Annotated in this window: 12 protein-coding genes; all 12 read right to left on the bottom strand. The window is 44.8% G+C overall.

Annotated elements, in window-relative coordinates; translation table 11 throughout:
* Nucleotides 1-108 precede the first annotated feature (108 nt).
* Nucleotides 109-1,263, bottom strand: a complete 1,155-nt coding sequence (gene tal, locus QT992_RS02205; protein WP_333313244.1) for a transaldolase — start codon at nt 1,261-1,263, stop codon at nt 109-111.
* Nucleotides 1,264-1,470: 207 nt separating this feature from the next.
* Nucleotides 1,471-2,544, bottom strand: coding sequence for a class 1 fructose-bisphosphatase (fbp, locus tag QT992_RS02200; protein ID WP_333376447.1), 1,074 nt, complete (start codon nt 2,542-2,544; stop codon nt 1,471-1,473).
* A gap of 401 nt (nt 2,545-2,945) precedes the next feature.
* Nucleotides 2,946-3,803 carry a hypothetical protein gene (locus QT992_RS02195; RefSeq protein WP_333313241.1) on the bottom strand — a complete coding sequence of 286 codons (858 nt, stop codon included), beginning with the start codon at nt 3,801-3,803 and terminating at the stop codon, nt 2,946-2,948.
* A 60-nt stretch (nt 3,804-3,863) separates the two neighbouring features.
* A complete protein-coding gene (locus tag QT992_RS02190) occupies nt 3,864-4,862 on the bottom strand; it encodes a hypothetical protein (RefSeq protein ID WP_333313239.1) in 999 nt (332 codons plus the stop codon).
* 88 nt (nt 4,863-4,950) lie between these two features.
* Nucleotides 4,951-5,409 carry a hypothetical protein gene (locus QT992_RS02185; RefSeq protein ID WP_333058582.1) on the bottom strand — a complete coding sequence of 153 codons (459 nt, stop codon included), beginning with the start codon at nt 5,407-5,409 and terminating at the stop codon, nt 4,951-4,953.
* Nucleotides 5,410-5,432: 23 nt separating this feature from the next.
* Complete coding sequence (locus QT992_RS02180) at nt 5,433-6,653, bottom strand: hypothetical protein (RefSeq protein ID WP_333313238.1); 1,221 nt, start codon at nt 6,651-6,653, stop codon at nt 5,433-5,435.
* A gap of 528 nt (nt 6,654-7,181) precedes the next feature.
* Nucleotides 7,182-7,805 (bottom strand): hypothetical protein, encoded by a 624-nt coding sequence (locus QT992_RS02175; RefSeq protein ID WP_333313236.1) that lies wholly within the window; start codon nt 7,803-7,805, stop codon nt 7,182-7,184.
* 77 nt (nt 7,806-7,882) lie between these two features.
* Complete coding sequence (locus QT992_RS02170) at nt 7,883-9,031, bottom strand: hypothetical protein (RefSeq protein WP_333313234.1); 1,149 nt, start codon at nt 9,029-9,031, stop codon at nt 7,883-7,885.
* A gap of 622 nt (nt 9,032-9,653) precedes the next feature.
* Nucleotides 9,654-10,115, bottom strand: a complete 462-nt coding sequence (locus QT992_RS02165) for a hypothetical protein (RefSeq protein ID WP_333058544.1) — start codon at nt 10,113-10,115, stop codon at nt 9,654-9,656.
* Nucleotides 10,116-10,265: 150 nt separating this feature from the next.
* Complete coding sequence (locus QT992_RS02160; RefSeq protein WP_333058543.1) at nt 10,266-10,727, bottom strand: Coagulation factor 5/8 type-like protein; 462 nt, start codon at nt 10,725-10,727, stop codon at nt 10,266-10,268.
* A gap of 40 nt (nt 10,728-10,767) precedes the next feature.
* Nucleotides 10,768-13,023, bottom strand: coding sequence for a hypothetical protein (locus QT992_RS02155; protein WP_333313233.1), 2,256 nt, complete (start codon nt 13,021-13,023; stop codon nt 10,768-10,770).
* A gap of 309 nt (nt 13,024-13,332) precedes the next feature.
* Nucleotides 13,333-15,528, bottom strand: a 2,196-nt coding sequence (locus QT992_RS02150) for a S8 family serine peptidase (RefSeq protein WP_333376444.1), incomplete at its 5' end; no start/stop codon positions are given.

Genomic DNA, 15,528 nt, shown 5'->3' with positions numbered 1-15,528 from the left:
TTGCGCACATTTTTCCTAGAGAGGATTTAAAACTCAGCACTCAAGAGCCAAAACAATTATCTATTCCGACTCCTAAATGCTTCTGCCTTCAAGGATACAGATATCTGCCTAAGCGACGGGTGACAACTTCTGCACTTTCTCTTGCAAGGAATCCATCAGGGATTGGAACGGGGTGACGAATTTATCAATCCCGTCCAAGAGCAAGTCTGCCATCACTTGGTCCAAGTTGATGTCAATGTCGGGATCTTTGAGACTTTCGATCAGCGTGTAAGCTTCTGCAACGTTGTTCTCAATCCGGGGTGCGACATCGCAGTGATCGAAACAAGCTTCAACGGTGTTCGGCGGCAAAGTGTTAACGGTGTCGGGGCCGATTAGTTCATCGACGTACATGACATCGCTGTAGTTGGGGTTTTTGGTGCTGGTGGAAGCCCACAGTAAGCGCTGCACTTTGGCTCCCTTGGCCGCTAAAGCTTGCCAGCGATCGCTCGCTACGATCTCTTTATACTTCTGGTAAGCTATCTTCGCATTGGCGATCGCAACTTTCCCTTTCACCGCTTCCAGTTTAGCTTTTGTGGAAATATCTGTGACATTTTTGAGTTTCTCGTCAATCTTGCCATCGACATTGATGTCGATCCGGCTCAAGAAGAAACTGGCAACAGAAGCAATATTGCTCACATCCAAACCTTTAGCCACCCGCGCTTCCAAACCACGAATGTAAGCCCAGAAGGTTTCGACGTAGCTGTCAACCGAGAACAGTAAAGTCACGTTAACGTTAATGCCTTCGCTGATGACTCGCTCGACTGCGGGCAAACCTTCAGCGGTTCCCGGAATCTTAATCATCACGTTTTCTTTGCCGAGGGCTTGGTAATAGCGTATGGCTTCGCTAATCGTGCTTTCTGTATCGTTGGCGATCGTCGGTGGCACTTCAATGCTAATGTAGCCGTCCAAACCCTTCGACTCTGCGTAAACTGGGGCGAAGATGTCGCAAGCGTTGCGGATATCTTCAAATACCAGAGATTCGTAAATCTCCATTACAGATTTACCCGCCCGGATGCCCGCTTCGATATCCGCGTCGTAAATCACATTACCCGCGATCGCTTTCTCAAAAATAGCCGGATTAGATGTAATCCCGCGCAGTCCCCGACTTTCAATCATCTGTTTTAGTTCGCCGGACTCGATCAGATCGCGAGTCAAATTGTCCATCCAGATACTTTGGCCAATTTCTTTGATTTCTAACAGGTGATTCGTTGGCGTTGTTGTCATTACTGTAACTCCTACAATTTGATAGCTGTTTATTGGGACTTGGAAATTGGAAATTGAAAATTGAAAAGTGGTAATTGAAAATTGGCAATGGGGAATTGGTAATTGGGAGTCGAAAGTTATAAGTTAAAACCCTCTTCCTTCTTCCTGACATCCGTTACATCCGTTACATCCGTTACATCCGTTACACAATCCGTTGCCGAACTTCCTTCACCCTTGGACTGTTCTAGGATTGCGCGATCGATCTTGAATAAAAGACTCCACCATCGCTACATTTTCTTTACTGCCGACAATCAAGGGCGATCGCTCGTGCAGTTTGGTCGGCACAACGTCTAAGATATCTTGAGTCCCCGTACTGGCGCGCCCGCCGGCTTGCTCCATCAAAAACGCCAAAGGAGCCGATTCGTAGAGCAAACGCAATTTGCCCTCCGGTTGTTTGACCGTTCCGGGGTACAAAAACACGCCTCCCTGGAATAAAATCCGGTGGAAATCTCCCACCAAAGCCCCGCCGTACCGGGCGGTGTAGCCTTCGCTGCGGTGTACGTAGCGAATGTAGTCCCTCAAAGATTCCTCCCACTGCCAGAAGTTGCCTTCATTAACGCTGTAAATCGGGCCGCGATCGGGAACCTTAATGTTTTCGTTAGCTAGAATAAACTCGCCCAAACTCGGATCGAGGGTAAAAGAATGAACGCCCTGACCGATCGAATAAACCAGCATGGTACTGGGGCCGTAGAGTACATAACCAGCGGCAATTTGTTTGTGTCCATGTTGCAGCAAGTCGGAAGCAGAGCCATCTGCATCGTCCCCCTCTTGCTTGCGGATGCTGAATATGGAGCCTACATTGAGATTGATGTCAAGATTGGAAGAACCGTCTATGGGGTCGTAGAGCAGACTGTAACGCCCGATCGGACAATTTTCGGGAATGTAGTAGGGTTTTTCCATTTCCTCGGAAGCCAAACGGCAGACAAGTCCGCTTTGCTGGAAGACCGAGATAAACACTTCATTCGCATAGATATCCATCTTTTTGACGGATTCTCCCTGCACGTTCGTAGCCCCTGTAAAGCCTAAAGCATCTTCCATTAACCCGGCTCTGCTGAGCCGCCTCGCGATCAGCTTAGCCGCCAGCCCGATGCGATTCATCAGGGCACTGAGATCCTGAGCATCTGCTGAAAAGCTGTGAAGTTGCTGGAGTACGTGACGAGATAGGGTTGTGCAATCGCGGTCTAAGGATTGTACCTGATCTATCGGGCCCAGGCGGGTTTCCCCTGTCGGCGCGTTTACCATGATTTTGATGTCCTCCCTGTCTTGCGGCTTGCTAGTTGGGGATTTTCAGGTGCAAGGCGTTTGCCCCTGAATCGGCTTTTAGGTCGATCGTCCCCCAACTTCTATCTTAGGAAGGGTTTTGCGATCGGGCGTCGAACTTTAGGTGAATTTTAGATCCCCATCGAAAATTGAGGAGTTTGATCGACTGTTGAGTGGGAAATTGTATTCAAAATCACTAAATTTTTTATCTATATCGAAATTGGGGTCGTCTGGGGCGATCGCAGTCAATCGCCCGTCATACAAAAGTTTGATCGCCCGCAGAATCAATCGCCGATCGCCCGAAATAGAAAATCACCTAAAAACGGACGATCGACTCAAAGGAAATTGTACGGGCGATGTGCGATCGTTAATCTACCGTCTTATCAGGAGTGGTGGCTTCCGTCAATTGCACTCTCATCTAAAGTAGAAAAGTCAAGTAATGATGGAACATCAAAACAGGGTAGTTCAACTTGCAAATACTTATCTCCACACAGATTTTCTGGGTTACCACCTCTATACAGAATCCGAGCTTGAGCCTGCGCCCACGTTACCACTTCGGAACGTTCCGTGTCATTGAGTCTAGAGGCAATTGTTTGCAAAGCTTTCAGCGTCAGCGCTCGATCGATTACCCCAGATAGGATCGTTGCTTCAAAACAATGTTCCATATATTCTTCGGGGATCTGCTCGTAGTCCGGGGGCGGGGCGACGCGCATCAAATGCTGGTCGATCTCCTTTCTGCGATCGAAATTTACCAGTTCAGCAATAAGAGGCAATATTGGTACTAAGACGGCGGGTGGAGGAACTTTTCGATGATATCGACGGGAATTTGGCGAAAGATAGGCACCCCTAAGAGTTTTTTCCCACTCTCTCATCGCTCTGTCGGCTTCAGGACAGCATACGTGAAACCTGGCCCATTTCTCTAAATCAATTGCCACATTCCGTCCCATCTGCTGTGCTAGCAGCGACAACGCCTTCGTGACTACCTGCCGTACCAGTTCGCCTCGCTCCCCGTGTGTGCCTGTCCAATCTCTCAGGCGATAGCGAGTCTGATGCTCAATAAAAGCCTGGGTATAAATGGACTCCCAGATGGACGGTTGCTCTAATAGAGCATTTGGCAATCCCAGCAGCGGTAGGAAAGGAGCAGCCCACGGTAGAGTTGGTAAAGATAAAGCTTTCAAGTAATCCCTGCTTTCCCTATCTTTCCAAGATAATTTAAGTTCCAAACAGTTTTGTTTTGTCATAAATGATAGTGTTTGTCACGGCTTAAAACGTAACTCTAACCCCAGAAGCTTTGCAATTATTTATAATCCGATCAGAACAGCTCCTCCTACCGTCGCTCCTACCCATAACATACCGTCTATTACCTCTGCGCCAAGCTCAATTGCCCGTGCCAGCAAGCTACTGGGGTTTCTGCGATCGGGCTGTTCAGGAGGTGGTTGTTCTGAATAGTGCTGTGCTTCAATATACTGCTTCTCCAGGTTGTAATTAAACGGATCGTTGTCATCATCACAATCCTTATTGTCTTGAAACTCCTTGATCAATGCTTCTAACCTTTTTTGATCTTTTATGTATTTGTCTTTGTGTCCGTCCCAAGAACCGGGATCGCTAGTCACAGTAGTCCGACGACCCGATAAGGGAGGAATTCGCGGGACGGGAGGATCGGTAATTTCACGACGCCGATTATAAAGATCCTGATCGTCTAAACGCAAATCGTCGTAGCGTTTTTTCAACTCTTTACCAAGAGCTACAATTTCCTGTAAAAGTTTATAGCATGGATCGTCGTCATACGGATTACCTCCACCAGACGGATTATTGGCTACATCATCATTCCCACTTCCACCCGAAGCAGAATCAGAGCCACTACTACCAAAGACATCTTTAAACTGAGGCTCCTTAAAAATCACAGTCGGTAATTGCCAAATATCATCACTCGGCTTCGGAGGCTTCTGTAAATCCGGTGGCACCTGTTGTTTCGGCGCCTTATTCAACCGCGGCGCTTCCTCAAATTCCGGCAAATTATTCGTCTGGGTCTGTGTTCCTTCTGGGTCAAATGACCCCCTCGTTACCTCCGATTCACCCGGCGCATACTCCCCATCCTTCCAACTATATTTCGACCAACTTTCACTCCAATCATTTCGACCATCATCCCATACTGTCCCGCTCCGAGTCCAACTCCAACTGCTGCCACTACTCGTCGAGACATCTCTTTTAGTCACCGATTCATAGTCGTAACCGCTGACAGTTTCCGTCCAACTGTAACCTCCCTTAAAATAAGACTTGCTGTAACTCTCACTCCACATCGATCGCGCTGGCAAATACGGTAAATTAATCGCATTATTGCTACGTAAAGATTAATTTAGGAGTTGCGATCGCTTTCGTTCCGATTTTTTACCGACGTGCAACTGCTTCCAGAACTGTCAGAGTCCAATTGCAATCTTCTGGGGAAATCACAACCACCTTAAAACCATACTTTTTACCCTCTAATTTTACCCCTTCAGAATCATCCACATGCAAGTCAATACCAAACGCTCGCGGATTTTTGCTGGGCAAGGAATCGCCTGGATAGCGATGCAGATGAGCTCTATGGATATTTTGATTGATGACCCCTGCTACTTGAATGCCGTAGCAACGCAACCACAGGCGTACAGAGCAAGGGGAACGGTAGGAAGTTGTATAAATCCATATTTCGTGTCCCCATGTTTTCAATTCCTGCATCAATGCGCGTGTTCCCAGTCGCAATGGTTCGTTAATCCAAGGTTTGAGGAAAAATGGTACTCGATTGGGTTCCCACGGGGCTTCTTTCCGAGCGCAAATTAGAGTGTCATCAAGGTCAAATGAAATCCGCATATTTTTACACAGTATTGCGTGGTCTACTTCGTCATTCTATAAGTTTTGTTTACGTATTCCGGAGAGAATTCAGTCCATCTCCCCTGTTCTAGTAAACGCTGTACATATTGTGGATTGCCAGTTTCTTCATACAACTTGAGGGCAGCAGCCATTCTATGATTTCCCTCTGAGATAATATAACGGTTTCCTTGCCTGAAACCAGCGATAGGAGGAATAGCTTCTCCGTTGACCATTGATTGAATCAGTCCAGGAACCTGCTGGAACTTACTATCTAAAAGGGTTGGCTGTGCGGATTCCAAAATAATACCAGGAGGGGCGTTTAGATCGAGTGGGAATTTTAGAACCTGCATAGCTGTAGTACCTCCTCGTAATGAACGCAATAAACGAGCTGCGAGTTTAAGCGTCCAAATTACCGTAAGGACTCCTACTTCCTTAAGGACATTATTGAAGTCATTAGCAGCAGCACGTAACCCTTGTTCATCTTTCGCTTGCCATGCTTTGAAGAAGAAGCTACCTAAGCTGTATCCTGCGGAAAAACCACAGAGTAGAATCAGCATAGCATCAATCGCTTGACCTACACCTGGTATAGCTTGCAAAGCTGCAAAAGCAAGCCCTACAGCAATTAATGCAGCCAAGAATTGTGGGTCATCCACGAGTTGCTGAAAAGCAGCTTTAGCATCTCCCACAAGTAACCCCGGTACCAGTTGAATAGCAGCCTTTAACTTCTGAATAAACGTCATGTTACTGACATCAGGTTGTCCACCAATACCCCCAGCACCGGCGAACCAATTATCTGGAGCATTCTCTATTTCTCGTGGAGGAGTAACAGTACGAAGCGGTGGTGTCCAAATATCATCACTTGGCTTCGGAGGCTTCTGAAGGTCAATCGGCACCTCCCCCTTCGGCGCCTTATTCAACCGCGGCGCTTCCCCAAATTCCGGCAAATTATTCGTATGCGTCCCCGTCCCTTCCGGGTGAAATGACCCCCCCGTCACCTCATATTCACCCGGCAAATACTCCCCATCTTTCCAACTAGACTTCGACCAACTTTCACTCCAACTATTGGGACCATCATCATACTCAGTCCCACTGCGAGTCCAACTCCAACTGCTACCATTACTCGTCGAGACATCTCTTTTAGTCACCGATTCATAGTCGTAACCGCTCACAGTTTCCGTCCAACTGTAACCTCCCTTAAAATAAGACTTGCTGTAACTCTCACTCCAGCTAGAATACTTGGACACCGAACTAGCTACGCCGTTACTATCGTAACTGCTTTCACTCGACCATTTCTCGTAACTAGAACTACGATTTTCTGTTCTTTGGCCATCTTTATAAGTTGTAACTGTCTGTGAATTTCTCGTGGTTGAGGTGTCGCTACTGCTAGATGAAGTGGAATTGTTGCCCGAGGTGCTGCTGTTACTTTTGCTAGCGGTTATTGTCGATTCCTCGCTGGTACTTTGAGTAGTATAAGTATCAGCCTTATACTCGCTCTCCCACTGCAGTTGATTTTCCTAATAGTTTTCAGTTGCGTTTTTGGAACTGGGTTTCCCCGCACTGTTGCTGCTGGAATAATTTGACTCGCTGACTGATGTTTGATAATTTTATTGTAGAGTTTTGATTGCCCGAAACAGAAAATTACCTCAAAACTGGCGATCTACTCAAAGGGAATTTGACCCTATGTACGAGTCGCAATCTCAAAAAGTACGATCGCTCACTAATTCTCATTAATTTAGATAAAGTTTGAGGAAAAAAGATATCCACTTAAGTTCTTACGGGGTCTCTTTATTTTCTATATTTTTTTGTCTGAGTGCTTGTACGTAGACATACAAACCAGGACGAGCCAGCTCTTTTCCATCTGAGAGGACATACCCAATATCTAGGCGAGCATCTGACCAAATAATTGCTAATGTCTGCTTGCTCGCTTCACACGAAATTAGAGGATGAAGCTCTGTCAGGCGTTGATACATTATACTCGCGCTCGCAAGTCGCTCATCTCTTCTGCCCGTACTCTGAGCTGTTTCTACTGCTAAGTCAAAAGACTTTTGTTGGATATCTCGTATTTCCAGCTCTACTTGAGAAGTTGTATGTAAGTTAGTCAGAGCTTGGTTATCGACTGGGATTTGAGGAATAGGGCATGGATTCTGAGGATGTGCAACCTCTGGGATAGCTTCTATTGGCCTCATTTCCAATTCATTAGCTTTTACTGGCTTTGTCTCCAATTCAGTTGATTGAGTTGATTGGCACGCACAAATTGATACCATTATCAGTGTTAGACCTAACTTCCAAATATGATATTTAGCTGCTTGGAAAAAACTATGACTCTCGTTTATTAAAAATGTTTTAAAAATTATCTCTGTGTAATGGCTATTGTTGTCTTTGTATAACGATCCCATATTCCGATCTGCTCCTTTGTTGTCAAATTTTAGCTGCCACTGCTTCAGGTGATCTATCTGGAGTGAAAAATGCTCAATTAAAACGGTATTAAACGAATTGCTTCATCAAATTTCCGTTGCTCTATAAGTTGTAGAAAAGTATCAAATAACTTAAACCCAGCAGCTCGATCGAATTCTGTAGCAAGCAAGCCGGGATTGTTGAAGTAGACTTCCTTTAGTGTCCGCGAGCCAAGCAACCGCTCTAGACTAACAACTACTCTTACTTGATCTTTATACCCTCCTGCATCATCCCAAGGGCGTCCCGAAGCCCGGACTGCTTGCATAGCAAGACGTTGAGTAAGACCTTCCATAAGATTTGGGCCCAATGTAGTAGTTAAATTTCGATGTTGATTGATGTGCAACATTTCATGAACCATTGTTTTTAGTATCGTCATATCGTCTGTATTCAAATCAGAATTGATGAATAGCCTACCATTAGTTACGAGACCATACAAATTGCCGTATTGCTGTTTAGCTTTTCCTGATGGCCAATTATTTGCTCTATCCATTGCATCCAGAATGCCTTTACTGTCAGTCACCTGTAGTACACCAGGCTGAATCAATTTATCAGCATCCTCACCATAAAATACCCGCAGTATGGATAGTGCTGATCTCCATATAGCCTCAAATCTGCTAATCGTACTAGGGCTACTTGCATTAAGATAGCCATCTCCATTAATCACCTTCTGAGACTTAAGCTCTTTGTAAATATCAGTTGGCAGCCAGAAAGTCTTGTCTTCAGAAGCATTTTTAGATGCAGCATCTTTAAAAATCACAGTCGGCAACTGCCAAATATCATCAATCGGCTTCGGAGGCTTCATCAAATCCGGTGGCACATCTTGTTTCGGCGCCTTATTCAACCGCGGCGCTTCCCCAAATTCCGGCAAATTATTCGTCTGGGTCTGTGTTCCTTCTGGGTCAAATGACCCCCTCGTTACCTCCGATTCACTCGGCGCATACTTGCCATCTTCCCAACTAGACTTCGACCAACTTTCACTCCAACTATTCCTTCCATCATCCCATACTGTCCCGCTGCGAGTCCAACTCCAACTGCTGCCATTACTCGTCGAGACACCCCCTTTCGTCACCGATTCCGAGTCGTAACCGCTCACAGTCTCCGTCCAACTGTAACCTCCCTTAAAGTAAGACTTGCTGTAACTCTCACTCCAGCTAGAATACTTGGACACCGAACTAGCTACGCCGTTACTATCGTAAGTGCTTTCGCTCGACCATTTCTCGTAACTCGAACTGCCATTTTCTGTTTTTTGGCCATCTTTATAAGTTGTAACTGTCTGTGAATTTCTCGTGGTTGAGGTGTCGCTACTGTTAGATGAGGTGGAATTGTTGCCCGAGGTGCTGCTGTTACTTTTGCTAGCGGTTATAGTCGATTCGTCGCTGTTGCTTTGAGTAGTATAAGTATCAGCCTTATACTCGCTCTCCCACTGAGCATGATTTTCTGAATAATTTTCTTGCTCGGAATTAGAACTAACTTTACCCGAACTGTTGCTGCTCGAAGAGTTCGACTTGCTGACAGAATAAGTATCTCGATTGTGGCTGCTAGTTGACGGCCCGTTTGTGTAGTTTTGGGTATCATTGGTCTGAGTTACCGAGTAATTATTACCTCGATTGTTTTGCCAATATGATGGGCCGTTGCTGCCCGAAGTTTCCAGAGACTGATTGACGGTATATGTGTCTCTGTTGCTGGTATTTTTTGACTTGCCGTCATCGTAACTGCTGTTAGAGTTACTTTACTATTTGGTTCTGAATAAACATCCAATAACTCATCGAGATTTACTGAGGTTTTTATCATCAAATACCCAAATGCAAAATAAAGAATTCACCCTCAATTACCTGATTAGCATAATTGAGCAAAATCCGCAGTTTTTCAAGGAGCAAGTCTCGCTCAACTTCGATAGTGTAAACTTTGGGTGGAGTTGAAACCTTTCTGTCATTTTTTATAATTATCCCCCCATCAAGCTGAAATCTCTCAGGAGCTTTTGAAAATAAGCGATACCATGAATCGATTACGTGATAAAACATTTCCCCATCTTCTTGGTGAATAATTGTAATACCGTAAAGCGATAATCCCTTTGTTTTCTTTTTATAGGGAAGTGAAAGATGAGTACACGGTATCCACATTAAGGTATCATTCATGTACCGCATTATGTCATCGTGGATACTAACTTCAAACTCCTTTTCATAATAATTCATGCACTTTGCATAACTGACTTCTCCTTCTCTTAAGCAAAAAAATCTATGTTCTAGCGCCATATTTCAACAACCCTATTTATTCTCTTAACACTTAATTCAATCAGCGGCCAGACCAAACTTCTCCAATCGTAACTGCTGTTAGAGTTACTTTACTATTTGGTTCTGAATAAACATCCAATAACTCATCGAGATTTACTGAGATTTTTATCATCAAATACCCAAATGCAAAATAAAGAATTCACCCTCAATTACCTGATTAGCATAATTGAGTAAAATCCGAAGCTTTTCAAGGAGCAAGTCTCGCTCAACTTCGATAGTGTGAACTTTTGGTGGACTAGAAACCGTTCTGTCAGCTTCTATAATTATTCCTCCATCAAGCTGAAATTTCTCAGGAGCTTTTGAAAATAAGCGATACCATGACTCGATCACATGATAAAACATTTCAACACCTTCTTGATTAATAATTGTATCACCGTAAAGCATTAATCCGTGAGCCTTCCTTCTATGTCTAACTGAAAGATGAGTACATGGTATCCACATTAGGGTATCATTCATGTAGCGCATTACATCATCGTGGATACTGACTTCAAACTTAATTTTGAAGTATTTCATGTACTCTGCATAACTCACTTCTCCTTCTCTTAAGCAGAAAAATCTATGTTCTAGCGCCATATTTCAACAACCCTCTTTATTCTCTTAACACTTGATTCAATCAGCGGCGAGGCCAAACTTTTCCAAAAAATATTATACCATATTCTCCTTGACCTAAATCTACTAAATCTATGTATCTATCTCCCAGTTCGTACCTAGAAACATTTGAGGTAGCTCCACTTATTCGGCGTATTTCGGTTCTATTATTATTCAGAACTACTTGTTTAAACTTCTCTGCTAGGTCAATATATTCCTGCACATTCGCTGCCTCTACTTCCGTACCATGATCCCTAAAATGGTTTTTTACAGAATTTTCTGCTGTAGTGGAACCACCTTGATGCCATGAACGAGTATCGATATACTCATACGCTGGATTCAAAAATTCTTCCAAGTCCCCTTCTGGAACATCATCCCAAGGATTATGACCGGAATTACTTTGAAGAACCTGAACAATCAGATTAGATAGATCCTGAGCGCTAACTCCCACTAAGCTGATCCCATGTGCTAGCGCTCCCAATCCTGCAGCAACCAGTGCGGGGTTTCCAGTTAAACCACCTCCAATACTACCACCAGTTCCCAACAAAATTTCCGCTATTCCTTGCAAAATTCCGATTAAATCAGCAGCACCTCTTCCTAACTGAGCTGCTTTACTCTTTTGTAAGAGTTTTTCCAGTTTGTCTCGTGCTTGTGCTCCTCCTGGTATCAGAAGGTCAGTGAAAGGTTGAAGTAAAGCCCCATTATTCTTGAGATAGTAGTAAAGAAGTGCGCCTAAAAATTCTAGAACAGCTTGCTTGCCTTGTTGAGATAGCTCTAACAACCTTTGGATAAATCTACGCAATTTTGCCAAAAATTTGTCCCAAGGGCTTTCGTTTTTAGGGCTACTTGCATTAAAATAGCCATCTCCATTAATCACTTTCTGAGACGTAAGCTCTTTGTAAATATCAGTTGGGAGCCAAAAAGTCTTATCTTCTGAAGCATTTTTAGATGCACCATCTTTAAAAATCACAGTCGGCAACTGCCAAATATCATCACTCGGCTTCGGAGGCTTCACTAAATCCGGTGGCACCTGTTGTTTCGGCGCCTTATTCAACCGCGGCGCTTCCCCAAATGAGGGCAAATTATTCGTCTGGGTCTGTGTTCCTTCTGGGTCAAATGACCCCCTCGTTACCTCATATTCACCCGGCAAATACTCCCCATCCTTCCAACTAGACTTCGACCAACTTTCACTCCAACTATTCCTCCCATCATCATACTCAGTCCCGCTGCGAGTCCAACTCCAACTGCTACCATTACTCGTCGAAACACCCCCTTTAGTCACCGATTCTGAGTCGTAACCGCTCACAGTTTCCGTCCAACTGTAACCTCCCTTAAAATAAGACTTGCTGTAACTTGAACTCCAGCTAGAATACTTGGACACCGAACTAGCTACGCCGTTACTATCGTAACTGCTTTCACTCGACCATTTCTCGTAAGTCGAACTGCCATTTTCAGTTCTTTGGCCATCTTTATAAGTTGTGACTGTCTGTGAATTCCAAGTACGGGAGGTGTCGCTACTGTTAGACGAGGTGTAATTACTGCCCGAGGTGCTGCTGTTATTTTTAGTAGCTGTTATTGTCGATTCATCGCTGGTACTTTGAGTAGTATAAGTATCAGCCTTATACTCGCTCTCCCACTGAGCATGATTTTCTGAATAATTTTCAAGCTCGGAATTATAACTAACTTTCCCCTCACTGTTGCTGCTGGAAGAATTCGACTTACTAAGAGAATAAGTATCCCGATTGTGGCTGCTAGTTGACGGCCCGTTTTTGTAATTTTGCGTGTCATTCCCTTGACTTACAGAATAATTGTTATTGCGGTTGTTGTGCCAGTATGAGGGGCCGTTGCTGCTGTTGGTTTCTTGAGATTGATTGACGGTGTAAGTGGATTGATTGCTGGTATTTTTTGACTGACCGTCATCGTAACTGCTGTGATAATTACTATTGGCTTCTGAATAAGTATCGCGGCTGTTGCTGCCGACTGTTTTGCCGTCAGTTGTAGTGTTGTCCCAAGTTGAATTGATTACTGAATAGTTGTCGCTGCTGTTGCCATTTTTGTAAAAACCGCTGCTACTGCTACTCTCATAATTCGAGCGATTTACTTGGCTTTCTTCCCCGCTGTGAGTGTTTAGAGAACTATTACCATTGCTGCTATTCGTCCAATCGGCTTTGCCTTGAATTTGAGTTGAACTGTTGTTGAGAGAACTTCCGGTGCTGCTAGTATAGTGAGTGTTTGAAGTTGATTTTGAACCCCAATCGTCTTGGCGGTTGCCGTTATTCATTGCATAGTCGGTTCCGTATTGACTGTCTGATTGGGAAAAACTGTTTCGGTAACTGTCGGCAGTGGTGTTTGTAGTTTGTTCGGGACTGGTATAATTGCTAGAAGAGCGGGATTTTTGAAGATATGAGCTTTGGTCGTTGCGAGTGCCTTCGTATTTAACTCGGCTGTAGTTTTGCTGCGATTGATTTTTGTTTCCTACTGAGTTTTGGGAAAAGTTTTTGCTGGTGTAGGTAGCAGCATTTGTGCTGGAATCGCTGGTGTATTCGTTAAAAGAGTTGCCCTTGCTGTTGGTTTGGACGGCGTTTTGATCTCAGCTTGATTCTGTGTTTGATAAGTTGCTATTGGTGTAAGAGTTAGTGGTGCTTGTGCCGTTGGAACTACTGGTAGAGGTAGTTGTATATGGCGCTACTTCTGTGGTATAGGAGCTGGTGCCAGAGTTGTAGTCTCCGGTTGAGGTGCTGGTAGTCTTTGGTGTGCCTGGGGCGTTGGTTGCGGTCGGTCTTTCTGAGGGTTTGGCTGTACTATTCGGAGAGTTACTGACATTTGCAGCGGCATTAATTAGGGTTTTTGTCAATTGTTTGGTGGCTGCTAATACTGGTATTGTGGGGATTGTTTCGGTGGCGGTAGCAATTGCTAATTGGGGATTTAAGATTCCGTATCCTGTTCTTTCGTCCCATCCGGGTACGTCGATGTCGCTGGCAGTTTTTAGGAGGATGTTTTTGATTTGTTGGCGGTTCAGTGATGGGTTGGTTTCCCACATTTTGGAGATGGTGTTTGTGACGAAGGCTGCTGCTATTGATGTGCCTTGTTTTGTTTCGGTTGTTGATGATTCTGCTGTTTTTTGAGTGTTTGTTGGTGCTAAGATATCTAGCCCTTCTCCGTAGCTGGAATAGGCGGCTCGATTGTTGTTAAAGGATGCGCCGACGGTGATGATGTTGTCGAATTCTGTGGAGGCTTGTCCGAGGGCTGATGCGAGATCCCCTTCGTTGCCAGTGGCTGCTACAATCAGGATGTTGTTGTCCTGAGCGTATTTAAGTGCTGATTTTTCTTCTGGTGTGAGTTGGTGGCGTGTGGTTTGGGTGCCGTCGGGATTGATTTGGGTTAAGTCGAAGCTGAGGTTGACGACGGCATTGGGTTGTTTTGCAGCAATGGCTGCGTCTACAAATTCTATCAGGGATTGCTGCCAGTTGCCGCTGCCAGTTGCTCGTCCTAACCAAATCGGAGTCGATTTTTTGGTGGCGTTTTGATTGTTGGAGTGGCTGATAATTTCTAAAATTGTGTCGCCGTGTTGGTTTCCTTGGTTTGGTTGGAGTAGGGGATTGTTGTCGCCCTCGATTAAGTCTTTGCCGAGGATGATTTGGCTGTAGTTGATGTTGGGATTGTTGGTTGTGAAGCCGGTGTCGATGATTCCGATTAGCGGTTTGGTTGGTTGGGGAGAATCGGCAGTTGTTTCTGTGAAGCTGTCTGTTTTTGCAACAGTGTATTCGTTGTTGTTTGTTTCCGAGTTGCTGGGGCTGGCTGGGATGGTAGTTTGAGAGGTTTCTGGCTGATTGTTTGCGGGCGTAGGGGTTGCTGTTTCGGAAATGATGGCTGTTTGTGCGGATTCTGAGGTTTCAGCTTCCCCGTCGCCGCCATTTATCAACTCGAAATCTGCTGTGTTTTCGATATCGGTTGGCAGATAATTTTGACTGATGGGAGTGAAGGGAAGACGAGTTGGGTTGTTTGAGTCGGTATCTTCGTTAGCGTTGATGTATTCTAACTCTGAGGTTTCGGAGTTTTCGCTTAATTCTGCCGCCGCCCTGATGCGGTTGAGATTTTCCCACAGCAGGGCAATTTCTTCGTCGGAAAGTGGCCCAAAAGTTTCATTGCTTTCGCTGGCTGTTGCGAGGCTGTCGATAAGAGTTGGGGAGATGTTTTCAATTTCCCCGGTGAGAATGTCTGTGGATTCTGCGGGTATTGCGGGTATTCCTGGTTTGTCGAGTTGGAAAAAGACGGGTGTTTCGATTTTGTCACCTGTGATGAAGTCGATTGAGTTGACAACTACGATCGCTGGTTGAGTGTTTTCTGAGATTGTTGGGATTGTGTTTTCGGAAACTTGCGGGTTTTGAGTTTCTGTCGTTGGGGAGTTTTCGGGTTTTGTTTCAGTAGAATTTGGATCTGAATTGGGAGTTTCGGAAATTGTCGAATTTTTGGTTTCTGTCGCAGAGGAATTTTCCGTTTTTGGATCGGCAGAATTCGGATCGGAATTGGGATTTTCAGAAACAGTCGGATTTTCAGTTTCTGTCGCAGAGGAATTTTCCGTTTTTATCTCAGCAGGATTTGGATCTGAATTGGGATTTTCAGAAACAGTCGGATTTTTGGTTTCTACTGCGGGAGAATCTGTTTTTGGATCGGCAGGATTTGGATCTGAATTGGGAATTTCGGAAATTGTCGGATTTTTGGTTTCTACTGCGGGAGAATCTGTTTTTGGATCGGCAGGATTTGGATCTGAATTGGGAATTTCGGA

The sequence above is a fragment of the Microcoleus sp. T3_D1 genome (assembly GCF_036700405.1).
Classification (GTDB): domain Bacteria; phylum Cyanobacteriota; class Cyanobacteriia; order Cyanobacteriales; family Microcoleaceae; genus Microcoleus.
The sequence above is the reverse complement of the archived record's forward strand: the minus strand, read 5'-3'. Positions and strand labels throughout refer to the sequence as shown.

Bases quoted from the DNA above. Each gene is read 5' to 3' on its own strand.
- QT992_RS02185 (WP_333058582.1), bottom strand. From the start codon at position 5,409: ATGCGGATTTCATTTGACCTTGATGACACTCTAATTTGCGCTCGGAAA.
- QT992_RS02155 (WP_333313233.1), bottom strand. From the start codon at position 13,023: ATGAATAACGGCAACCGCCAAGACGATTGGGGTTCAAAATCAACTTCA.
- QT992_RS02175 (WP_333313236.1), bottom strand. From the start codon at position 7,805: ATGGGATCGTTATACAAAGACAACAATAGCCATTACACAGAGATAATT.
- fbp (WP_333376447.1), bottom strand. From the start codon at position 2,544: ATGGTAAACGCGCCGACAGGGGAAACCCGCCTGGGCCCGATAGATCAG.
- QT992_RS02195 (WP_333313241.1), bottom strand. From the start codon at position 3,803: ATGACAAAACAAAACTGTTTGGAACTTAAATTATCTTGGAAAGATAGG.
- QT992_RS02160 (WP_333058543.1), bottom strand. From the start codon at position 10,727: ATGGCGCTAGAACATAGATTTTTCTGCTTAAGAGAAGGAGAAGTGAGT.
- tal (WP_333313244.1), bottom strand. From the start codon at position 1,263: ATGACAACAACGCCAACGAATCACCTGTTAGAAATCAAAGAAATTGGC.
- QT992_RS02190 (WP_333313239.1), bottom strand. From the start codon at position 4,862: ATGTGGAGTGAGAGTTACAGCAAGTCTTATTTTAAGGGAGGTTACAGT.
- QT992_RS02165 (WP_333058544.1), bottom strand. From the start codon at position 10,115: ATGGCGCTAGAACATAGATTTTTTTGCTTAAGAGAAGGAGAAGTCAGT.